This window comes from Halorubrum sp. SD626R (assembly GCF_001261915.1).
Lineage (GTDB): Archaea > Halobacteriota > Halobacteria > Halobacteriales > Haloferacaceae > Halorubrum.
This window is the reverse complement of the sequence record NZ_CVRT01000007.1, coordinates 1-10,582: the sequence shown is the minus strand read 5'-3', so window position 1 is coordinate 10,582 and position 10,582 is coordinate 1. Positions and strand designations below refer to the sequence as shown.

Here is a 10,582-nt window from a genome sequence, read left to right as displayed (position 1 = left end):
TCGCGAGCGAGACGGCGTCGAGGCTCATCCCGAGGTCCCAGTCGGCCTTCTTCGAGCCGTCGGCGAACGTCTTGATCTCCTTGATCTTCGTCTCGAAGCCGATGTCGCGGAGCGCCTCGAAGAAGCTCTCCTCCTCCGGGGAGTCGGCGCGGATCACGTACGCGATGGCGCGGACGAGCGCGCGGTCGCTGACCGCGGCCTCCAAGAGCCCCGAGTAGTCGATATTCTGCGAGTAGAAGCTCTGCGCGGAGTGGTACAAGTTCTGCGAGTCGGCCAGCACCGCGACGCGCTGGTCGGGATGGATATCGGTCATACCACGTCGTTCGACGCCCCGGGTTAGGGGTTTTGGGATCCGAGCCAGTCCGCGGCGGTCCCCGACCGATCCCGGTCGACGCGGCCGGCTCGATCCGGGCATCTGAAGGTTTTAGTGCGTACACTCGCTGTGTCGTGGTATGTCACGGCGGCGCACCGAAACGGACGACGGCGGTCGGCGCCTCGGACGCCGGCAGTGGCTATCCATGCTCGGCCTCGGAGGCGCGACCGCGCTCGCCGGCTGTTCGGGCGACGACGGCGGTGACGGGGGGTCCGGCGGCTCCGGCGGCGGGGGCAACGTCGAGATCGGCGACTTCCCGCGGTTCGGCGTCGGCGACCTCTACGGACGCGACGTCGCCAGGGACCTCGCACGGCAGGCGTTCGACCGGTCGGAGTACGAGTACGGCTTCGACGGCGACGCCATGGTAACCCCGGACGGCGAGCAGGTGGAGCTCGGGATCATCCACGTCGCCGGCGCCGAGACGAACCAGCTCACGGCCGAGTTCATCGCGCACGAGCTCGGCGACAACCTCGGGATAAGCGTCAGCGTCGACGCGATGAACCCGACCCAGTTCAGGAACGACTACTGGCTCGGGGAGAACGCCGAGGGCGGTACGGACACGGTCAACGGCGAGGAGGTCGAGTGGTCTAATCCGAACCCGAACAACCCGGGGCCGCGGTCGGTGACGAGCAGCGAGGCCTGGGACATGTCGGTCGTGTACGGCCTGAACACGTACCCGCTCAACCCGCTGACGAACGAGGTGTTCTTCGACGGCGCGGACGCCCAGTACAACCCGACCGGGTACTATCCGCAGTTCGACGCGACCGGCCTGTTCGAGGAGGCCCGACGGGCGACGAGCCGCGACGGGCTGCGACGGGCGTTCGTCGAGATCTTCGAGAACCTCGCCAGGGAGCAGCCGTACATCATGCTGCTGTTCAGCGCGGACCTCGTCGGGTACAACCCCGACCTCGTCGGCCCTATCGAGAACTTCTCCAACGGCTGGGACTTCGGGCGGTGGCACTTCGACGAGCCGACGGTCTCCGGCTCGTACGACACCGTCACGACCTCCGGGTTCAGCACGCTCAACCCGCTGTACAACACGGAGAACAGCGCCGGCAACGCGATCGGTCGCGCGCTCGACCAGGGGTACACGTTCGACGAGAACCAGGACTTCTTCCCGCTCCTGTACGACATGTCCTCCGAGGACGGCGAGGTGTGGACGTTCGAGATCCGCGAGAACCTCCGATTCAGCGAGCCCTACGGTCGGGTCACCGCGGAGGACTTCGTCTACGTGATCCGGGAGCTCCACAAGTCCGACTGGGCGAACACGTACGCCGCCAGCAACTGGGAGGGCGTCGAGGTCGAGCAGACCGGCGAGTTCGAGTTCCGGGCGACCCTCTCGACGCCGAGCCTGCTGTGGCCCGAGTCGTACGACCCGCTCCTCTTCCCCATCCCGCGGGGGCTCGTCGAGCCGTACGTCGAGGAGCAGGACGCCGAGGGGCTCCAACAGGACGAGGAGCTGTTGGAGCTCCAGTTCGCCGGCAACCTCGGCGCCTTCGAGCTCGACGAGTGGGAGCGGGGATCGGGCGTGCAGTACACCCGCAACGACGAGTACTACCTGCGCGACATCGACGAGGGACCGGACCTGTTCTCCGAGGCCCCGCTGTTCGAGGCGGCGACGATCAGCGTCGTCGAGGAGCAGGCGTCCCGGCTCGGCGCGCTGGAGACCGGTGAGGCCGACGCGACCGGCATCCCGCCGGAGCAGTTCGAGTCGTACACCGAGAGCGACGGCGTGACCACGCGTCAGATCCCGACGCCGTACAACTCGATCCTCTCCGTGAACCAGCGCGACAACGGATGGAACGCCGGCCCCGGGAACCTCTTCCGTCACGTCCCCTTCCGGCAGGCGCTCGCGGCGGCGATCAGCAAGGACGAACTCATCGCCGGCGTCTACCGCGACCTCGCGAACCCCCACTTCACCTGGCAGCCCCGGTGGTCCGAGTTCTACCCGGGCGACGGGTGAGCGCCGAGGATCGACCCTCTCACACATGGGATTTGGAAGATACGTCGTCGCGCGAACCCTGTGGGCAGCGGCGGTGTCGCTCATCATCACGACGATCACGTTCCTCCTGCTCGCCGCCGCCCCGAACCCGCAGGTCCAGGAGGCGGCGACGCAGGCCGCGCTACAGGGAGGCGACCCGGCCGAGGCCGCGGAGCGCGCACGCGAGCTCCGGGGGCTCGACGAGCCGCTGTACGTCCGGTACGCCGACTTCGTCCGGGGCGTGTACACGCTCGACTGGGGCTGGGCCGAGAGTCGGAGCCAGCCGGTGACCGAGGCGCTGGCACAGGGGCTCTACTACACCGCCCAGTACTCGGTCCCGTGGACGATTCTGACGGTTCTGATCGGCCCCCTGGTTGGCGTCTACTCCGCGGCGAACATGTACTCCTGGAAGGACCACGCCGCGACCGGGTTCGCCTTCTTCGGCTACGCCATCCCGAACTTCTTCTTCGGGATCATCCTGCTCCTGATATTCGGCGTCTGGCTGGAGGCCATTCCGATCGTGTACAACACCGACGTGCCGGTGTTCAGCGTCCGGAACGCCGTCCAGCTCGCGGTCCCGGTGTTCGTCCTCGTCACCGGGTCGATCGGCGCGATCATGCGCGTCTCGCGCAACGAGTCGGCGGAGTTCCAGAACGCGGACTTCATGAAGACGGCGAAGGCGAAGGGGGTCTCGCCGCTCCGCGCGTACGCGTACCACGTGATGCGGCCGACCCTGGTGCCGCTGTCGACGACCCTCGTCGGACAGCTGCTGGCGCTGTTCCTCGGGTCGTCGCTGCTCGTGGAGGTCGTGTTCGGGATCCCCGGCATCGGCCGGGTGACGTACGACGCGCTCATCGCGCAGGACACGAACCTCGTGCTGGGCTCGACGCTGGCGTTCACGTTCGTCGCCGTCGTCGGGAACCTCCTGGAGGACATCGTGTTCACGGTGTTGGACCCGCGGATCAGCTACGACGACAGGTAACCCGAGGAGACAGACATGACAACACAGGAACCAGACCGCTTCGACCGAGTCGACTGGGACGAGATCTCGCGGTCGCGGTGGTTCGACCCGTCGATCAACGGCGTCGGCGTGCTCGCGACCGCCATCCCGCTCCTGCTGGTCGCGCTGTACGACTGGCTGGTCCTCGACGAGCGGACGCCGACCCTCGATCCCGTCGGCCTCGGGTGGGACGTCGGGACCGTCGACTACCTGTTCCTCTTCACGCTGTCCCTGTTCGCGTTCTACATCGTTCTCCCGCTGTTCCAGCACCCCCGGCGGACGCGGTACTACTGGCGGGAGTTCAGGCGCAACCGGCCCGCGGTCGTGAGCCTCGGCTGGCTCGGCGTCGTGTTCGTCGGCGGGATACTCGGCCCGTTCCTCGTCAGCGCGCCCGAACAGAGCATCCTCACCGGGTACCAGCCGCCGGTGTTCCTCTCGATCGACGAGTCGTACGTCTCGACGTGCGTCGGCGATATCGTCGGCGGTCGGTGTCAGGGGACCTGGCGGCACCCGCTCGGCACGACGGCGGGCGGGAAAGACGTCTTCGCGGGGATCGTCCACGGGATGACGATCAGCATGCAGATCGGCTTCATCACGACGACGATCGTGGCCTCGATCGGCATCGCCGTCGGGACGGTGAGCGCGTACGCCGGCGGCTGGGTCGACGAGGTCCTGATGCGGTTCGTCGACGTCGTCCTCTCGTTCCCGACGCTGCTGATGTTCCTGCTCGTGCTGTACATCTACGGGGCCGGGCTCGGGATGTTCATCCTCGTCTTCTCGGCGTTCGCGTGGGGCGGCACCGCCCGGTACGTCCGGAGCAAGTCGCTGTCGATCGCCGAGGCGGAGTTCATCAAGGCGAACCGGATCAGCGGCGCGAGCACCTACCGCGTCGTGCGGCGTCACGTCGCGCCGAACGCGGCCAGCAGCATCATCACCCAGCTCACGCTGCTCATCCCCGGCTTCCTGCTCGCCGAGGCGCAGCTCGCGTTCCTCGGGCTCGGCGACTCCGCGATCCCCTCGTGGGGACAGCTGATCTCCGCCGGGCGGAGCGACCTCTCGTTCGCGCCGTGGATCGTCCTCGCGCCCGGCATGGTGCTGTTCCTGACGATCCTGGCGTTCAACTTCCTCGGCGACGCGCTGCTCGACGCCCTGAACCCCGAAGCGGAGGCGGAGAACGCGTGACGTCTCCCCCGCTCCTCGAGGTCGAGGGCCTCACGACGACGTTCGACACCGACGGCGGAACGCTCACCGCGGTCGACGGGGTCGACTTCTCCGTCGACGAGGGCGAGACGGTCTGTATCGTCGGCGAGTCGGGCTCCGGCAAGACCGTGGCGACCGAGTCGATCACGCGGCTCGTCAGGGAGCCGCCGGGCCGCGTGGCGGGGACGGTCCGGTTCAAGGGCCGCGACCTGCTGGCGATGCCCGACGACGAGCTCCGCGAGATCCGCGGCGACGAGATCGCGCACGTCTTCCAGAACCCGCAGGAGTCGATGAACCACTGTTACACCGTCGGGTGGCAGATCGCCGAGGCGCTCCGGGTCCACCGCGACGTCTCGGACGACGAGGCGCGAGCGCGGGCGACCGACCTGCTCGACAGGGTCGGCATCGCGAACGCGAGCGCGCGCTTCGACGACTACCCGCACGAGCTCTCCGGGGGACAGAAGCAGCGCGCGATGATCGCGATGGCGCTCGTCGGCGACCCCGACCTCCTGATCGCCGACGAGCCGACGACCGCGCTCGACGTGACGGTCCAGGCGCAGATCCTCAAACTGCTCGACGAGCTGCAGGCGGAGTTCGGCATGGGCGTGCTGTTCGTGACCCACGACCTCGGCGTCGTCGCGCAGATCGCCGACCGGATCGTGGTCATGTACGCGGGGAAGGTGATGGAGCGCGGCGGCGTGCTCGACGTCTTCGATCACCCGGCGCACCCGTACACCCGACGGCTCCTGGACTGCGTCCCGGAGCTCGGCGGCGACGGGGGCGGGATCCCCGGCACGCTCCCGGACCCTCGCGACCCGCCGGACGGCTGCCGGTTCGCGCCGCGGTGCGCGCACGCGGAACCGGCGTGCCGGACCGACGGCCAGCCGGAGGAGATCGACGTGCGCCCCGGCCAGCGCGTCTCCTGCGTCCACTACCGCGACGGTCGCGATCCGTCGGTGCTCGGAGAGGATCCGGCGGGAGCGGGGTCGGACTCGAACGAGGTGACCTCCGGAGATGACTGACGAACCGGTCCTCTCGGTGCGGGACCTGGAGAAGCACTACCCGATCCGGAAGGGGATCTTCAACCGGCAGGTCGGCGTCGCCCGCGCCGTCGACGGGATCAGCTTCGACATCGGGCCTGGGGAGACGCTCGGTCTCGTGGGCGAGTCCGGCTGCGGGAAGTCGACCGCCGCGAGTTCCATCGTCCGGCTGGAGGAACCGACCGCCGGCGAGGTCGTGTTCAACGGGAACGGCCGCGGCGGGGCGAGCCGCGATCCGGGCGGTAGCCACCCGAACGACGTGACCCGGTTCTCCGACGCGGAGCTCAAGGAGTTCCGCCGCGGGGTCCAGATGATCTTCCAGGACCCGTCGTCGAGCTTCGACCCGCGGATGACGGTCGGCGGCGCGGTCGCGGAGCCGCTGGCGGTCCACGGGATGTCCGACCGTCGCCGCAGGCGAGCGATCGTCGAGGACCTCCTGGAGCGCGTCGGCCTCTCCGCCGAGGATTACGACCGGTATCCCCACGAGTTCTCCGGCGGGCAGAAACAGCGGATCGCGCTGGCCCGGGCGCTCGTGTTGAACCCAGACCTGATCATCGCCGACGAGCCCGTCTCGGCGCTGGACGTCTCGATCCAGGCCGAGATCCTCTCGCTCGTCGACGACCTCCAGGCGGAGTTCGGCCTCTCGCTGCTGTTCATCAGCCACGACATGTCGGTGATCCGCCGGATCAGCGACCGCGTCGCGGTGATGTACCTCGGCGAGATCGTCGAGGTCGGCCCCACCGACGGGGTCTTCGCCGACCCGCGACACCCGTACACGGAGGCGCTGCTGTCGTCGATCCCGACGCCGGACCCGCGGTCGAGCCTCGGCGGGATCGAACTCACCGGCACGGTCCCGAGCCCGACCGATCCCCCGAGCGGCTGCCGGTTCCACACGCGGTGTCACCGGGTCATCCAGCCCGACGGGATCGACGTCGACCAGTCCGACTGGCGAGGGATACTGAACTTCCGCGACCGGGTCGCCGACGGCCGGATCGACGTCGAGAGCGTCAGGGAGAACGCGGCGGGCGCGGCCGGGACTCCGACCGACGAGGACATCGGAGACCGGCTCCGCGCGGAGTTCGACATCGCGGACGAAATCAACGATCCCGATGTCGAGAGCGCTCTGCAGGAGGCGATCGATCGGCTCCTCGCCGGCGACGAGGAGGGGGCGGCGACGCTGCTCTCGGAGCGGTTCACCACGCCGTGCGCGGCGACTGCCCCGGAGCGGACCGTCCACGCCGAGGGCCACGAGTCGTCGTGCCTCCGACACCGGTCGGAGCACGCGGTCGCGGCGGATCACGCCGACGACTGAGCGCGCGGTCGCCGTCGGCCCGTCCGTCGCTTCCCGTCGTGGACCGCCGGGAGCCGCCGATCGCCGATTTCCGAACTACCGATCGCCGACTCTCGAATGCTACCGGTCGCGGACCGACGGGAGCTTCACCGCCCCCGAGCCGCCGCCGTCCTCGCTCTCGCCACCGTTCCTCTCCACGGTCACGGTCGGCGCGTCGGCGCCCACTTCCTCGCCTGCGAGGACGGCCGTCGCGCCGGCCGCGAGCGGAGCGACGACGCCCGCCGCCAGCGCCCGCGGGTCAGAGAGGTCGCCGCGGAGGACGACCTCGTCGCCCGGTTCGAGCGCGTCGTCGGTGAACTCCTCGCCGACCGTTCGGGCACCGCTCTCCCCGCGGTGGACCAGCTGGAGGTCGCTCGGGTCGGCCGCGCGCTCGCCCTCGTAGGTCAGCTCCAGCGTCTCGGCGTCCATGTCGTACGGGAAGGAGAACGCCTCGCGGTCGACGCGCTCGCTGGCGTACGTGTAGTAGGCGTTCTCGGCGGCGTCGAACCACCGCAGCGTGACGGTTCCGATCCGGCCGGTGTCGACGGTGAGCGCGTCGCCCGCCTCGAACGTCCCGCCGTCGAGGACGGCGTCGCTCACATCTTCGCCGTCGTGCCACACCTCGAGCTCGTCGGCGGGCACCGCCTCGCCTCCGCGGTGTTCGAACGTCACCGTGCCTTCCTCGCGGTCGAACCGCGAGCGAACGTCCGCGTCCGGGGCCGCCTCGCGGTCCAGTTCCGGCGGTGCTTCGACCGTGACGTCGACGAGTATCAGCCCGTCCGCCCGCGAGACGTCCGTCTCGACCGGTTCGGCGGGATCGACCGCGCGAACGAACCGTTCGACCGCGTCGTCGTCGGGCGACGCTCCCCCGGACCCGGTGCCGGACGCGTCGTCCGCAGTGCGGATGACGTAGGCGTTCTCGGCGGTTCCGTCCAGCTCGCGCAGGTCCGCCGGAGCCGTCTCGAAGCCGGCGGCGAACGCGTCGACGCCGCCCGGAACTCGCGACGGGAACGGCCCTCCGTCGGCGTCGGGGACGAGGAGCACCGTCTCGAACCCGCCGAGCCGCGGGAGCGCCGCCTCGCCGATCGCCGACTCCGCGAGCCGATCGACCTCGCCTGTGGCGGTGCGGCCGGCGATTCGAGCGGTCTCGATCCGTCGATCGGCCTCGTCCCCGCTCGCATCCGCCGCGCCGGAGGCGGCTGGAACAGCGGCGGCGGTGGCCGCCGCCACGCCTTCACCGGCGACGACCGCGGTGTCGCCGTCGTCGGCGAGCCGCCAGCCTGCGGGGAGTTCGTCCGTCGTCTCGGCGTCCGTCGCGGGGCCGGAACTCCCGCCGCGATCACCGTCGACGACGCTGCCAGCGTCACCGCTCTCGCCGACCGCGATCGTCTCCCCGAGTTCGACCCGGTCGAACGATCCCGCGGCGGTCAGCAGGCGGACTCCGCGGTCTGACGGCGTGGCGGGGACCGTCGCCGACAGCGCGTCCGCGTCCACGCCGAGCGTCTCGGTCGCGGACCGAGCGCGATACGACAGGTCCTCGGTCGCGTCCGCGTCGACCCGGTCGGCGATGACGGTCGCGTACGTCGTCGACAGAGCCTCAGCCGCCGGCACGGGGAGGAAGGCGTCTGCGAACGGCGCGGGAACGTCGACGTCGAGGTCGGCCGGTGTGCCGTCCGGTGAGCGTTCGTCTCCGTCGACCCCCGGGTCGACGAAGCCGGTCAGCGCGGCGAGCGTCAGGGCGCTTCCACCGAGGAAGTCCCGACGGGAGGGGCGTACCATGATCGGCGGTACAGACGCGCGGTGCAAAAGGGTACGGGAGGGACAAATCGGCGTCGTAGTTATCGCGACCCGCTCGCCTCTCCGTCCGCTTTCGGCAGGCACTTCGCGCGGGAGTGCGACGTTCGGCGTGTGAACACTGGATACCTCTCGTACGCGCTGCTCGCGATGGGGGCGTACGCGTTCGTCCCGCCGCTCATGCGCGTCGCAACGACGGGTCCGAATGCGGTTCCGAGCGACGTCGCGGTCGTCCTCTCGAACACGCTTCTCGTCGCGATGGCGCTCGGCGTGCTGGCGTACACCGGTCAGGGATTCTCGACGCATCTCGGTTCGCCGAAGATCCCCTACGTCCTCGCAGCCGGACTGTTCTTGGGGATCGGTATCCTGGCGCTGTACCGCGCGCTCTCGCTCGGGCCGGTGAGCGTCGTGACGCCCGTCTTCGCGATGTTCCTCGCGTTCTCCTCCGTGATCGGGTTCTTCGTCTTGGGCGAGTCGTTCACCGCGCGCAAGGCGCTCGGGATAGCGCTCGCGGCCGCGTCGGTGTATCTCGTGTCCGGGACGTGACGACACCCCGTACGACGCGCGTGACGAAATCCCTATACTTCGCACGGAGGTAGCGTCACCCCCGCAGTGACCCGCCTCCCGAACCCGTTTCGTGCCGCGATCGTCTACATCGGTCTGGCCCTCGCCCGCGTCGGCCTGATCGACCGCCACCGTGTGGTCCGGACGGCGGACCTCGCGTGGCCGCGGATCGTCACGGGGATCGCCCGCATGTCGAAGAACGCCGTCGACGTGGCCATGGTCGGCGTCGCCGTCGGCACCAGCGCGGTCGCCGGCGTCGGCTTCGCCGGCCCGTACTGGGGGCTCGCGTTCGCGCTCGGCGGCGGCGTCGCGGGCGGTACCATCGCCTTAGTCTCACAGCGGTACAGCGCCGAGGCGTTCGCGGAGCTCGGCGACGCCGTCCGGGCGAGCGTCCTCCTCGTCGTGGCCGTCACCGTCCCCGTCTCCGTGACCTTCTGGACGCAGTCGGCCGCGCTCATCGACGTCCTCAGTAGCAACGAGGCGGCGATCGCGTACGGCTCCGCGTACCTCCGGATCGTCGGCCTCGGCGTCCCGTTCGCCGCGTTGAACCTCGTCGGGAGCCGCGCGCTCGTCGGCTGTGACGACGCCTACACCGCGATGCAGGTCCGCGCCGGCGGCGCGCTCGCGAACATCGTCCTCAGCGCCGCGTTCATCTTCGGGCTCGGCTGGGGCGTCGAGGGGGCCGCCGTCGGAACGGTGCTCTCGAACGTCGTCGCGGCGAGCGCCTTCGCCGTCGGCCTCGTCCGCGGCAGCGTACCGGGTATCGGCGCGTTCCCGGTGTCTATCGACCCGTTCGGGTCGTACGTGAACCCGGACATGCTCAGCGACCTCGTCTCGATCGGGCTCCCCGTCGGCGCGCGCAACCTCGTGTGGACCGTCGCGGAGTTCCCGATGCTGGCCATCCTGGACGTGTTCGGCGAGAACACCGTCGCGGCGTTCGTCATCGCGCGGCGCATCTGGGGGATCATGAACACGCCGGGATGGGGGTTCGGGCTCGCCTCCTCCAGTCTCGTCGGACAGGAACTGGGCGTCGAGCGCGTCGCCGAGGCCGAGGCGTACGCCCGCGACATCATTCGCTTCTCCGTGGCGACGTACGTCGTCTTCGCGGCGCTTACGGCCGTCTTCGCGACCGACATCGTCACGCTGTTCGCGGAGAGCCCGGACAGCCCCGAGATACCGATCGCCGTGACCCTCGTGTACGCGGCCTGCGTCGCCGTCGTCTTTCAGGGCGTCTCGGGCGGGGCCGCGGGGCCGCTCGACGCCGCCGGCGACACGAAGATCCCCTTCGCGAGCCAGTTCC

The 10,582-nt window shown here is 69.8% G+C and carries 9 protein-coding genes; 7 read left to right on the top strand and 2 right to left on the bottom strand.

The window, feature by feature from the left end:
- A partial coding sequence (locus SD626R_RS00360) for an NYN domain-containing protein (RefSeq protein ID WP_141651407.1) occupies positions 1 to 313 on the bottom strand: 313 nt, incomplete at its 3' end.
- Positions 314 to 452: 139 nt separating this feature from the next.
- Between SD626R_RS00360 and SD626R_RS00355 the strand changes: the two genes are divergently transcribed.
- Genes SD626R_RS00355 through SD626R_RS00335 form a run of 5 tightly spaced genes read left to right on the top strand, consistent with a single transcriptional unit; the run spans position 453 to position 6,906 of the window.
- Positions 453 to 2,336: an ABC transporter substrate-binding protein gene (locus SD626R_RS00355; protein ID WP_092561927.1), complete on the top strand. Its 1,884-nt coding sequence runs from the start codon at positions 453 to 455 to the stop codon at positions 2,334 to 2,336.
- A gap of 25 nt (positions 2,337 to 2,361) precedes the next feature.
- A complete protein-coding gene (locus SD626R_RS00350) occupies positions 2,362 to 3,336 on the top strand; it encodes an ABC transporter permease (RefSeq protein ID WP_092561924.1) in 975 nt (324 codons plus the stop codon).
- Positions 3,337 to 3,351: 15 nt separating this feature from the next.
- The gene (locus tag SD626R_RS00345) at positions 3,352 to 4,536 is read left to right on the top strand and encodes an ABC transporter permease (protein WP_092561921.1); all 1,185 of its coding nucleotides are present in this window, start codon (positions 3,352 to 3,354) and stop codon (positions 4,534 to 4,536) included.
- Positions 4,533 to 5,576, top strand: a complete 1,044-nt coding sequence (locus SD626R_RS00340; protein WP_092561918.1) for an ABC transporter ATP-binding protein — start codon at positions 4,533 to 4,535, stop codon at positions 5,574 to 5,576. The genes SD626R_RS00345 and SD626R_RS00340 overlap by 4 nt, the downstream gene beginning before the upstream one ends.
- The gene (locus SD626R_RS00335) at positions 5,569 to 6,906 is read left to right on the top strand and encodes an ABC transporter ATP-binding protein (protein WP_092561915.1); all 1,338 of its coding nucleotides are present in this window, start codon (positions 5,569 to 5,571) and stop codon (positions 6,904 to 6,906) included. The genes SD626R_RS00340 and SD626R_RS00335 overlap by 8 nt, the downstream gene beginning before the upstream one ends.
- 99 nt (positions 6,907 to 7,005) lie before the next feature.
- Here the strand turns inward: SD626R_RS00335 and SD626R_RS00330 are convergent, their stop codons facing one another.
- Positions 7,006 to 8,703, bottom strand: coding sequence for a twin-arginine translocation signal domain-containing protein (locus SD626R_RS00330; protein ID WP_092561912.1), 1,698 nt, complete (start codon positions 8,701 to 8,703; stop codon positions 7,006 to 7,008).
- A gap of 129 nt (positions 8,704 to 8,832) precedes the next feature.
- Between SD626R_RS00330 and SD626R_RS00325 the strand changes: the two genes are divergently transcribed.
- Both SD626R_RS00325 and SD626R_RS00320 read left to right on the top strand, forming a co-directional pair.
- Complete coding sequence (locus tag SD626R_RS00325) at positions 8,833 to 9,264, top strand: EamA family transporter (protein WP_092561909.1); 432 nt, start codon at positions 8,833 to 8,835, stop codon at positions 9,262 to 9,264.
- Positions 9,265 to 9,330: 66 nt separating this feature from the next.
- A partial coding sequence (locus SD626R_RS00320; protein WP_092561906.1) for an MATE family efflux transporter occupies positions 9,331 to 10,582 on the top strand: 1,252 nt, incomplete at its 3' end.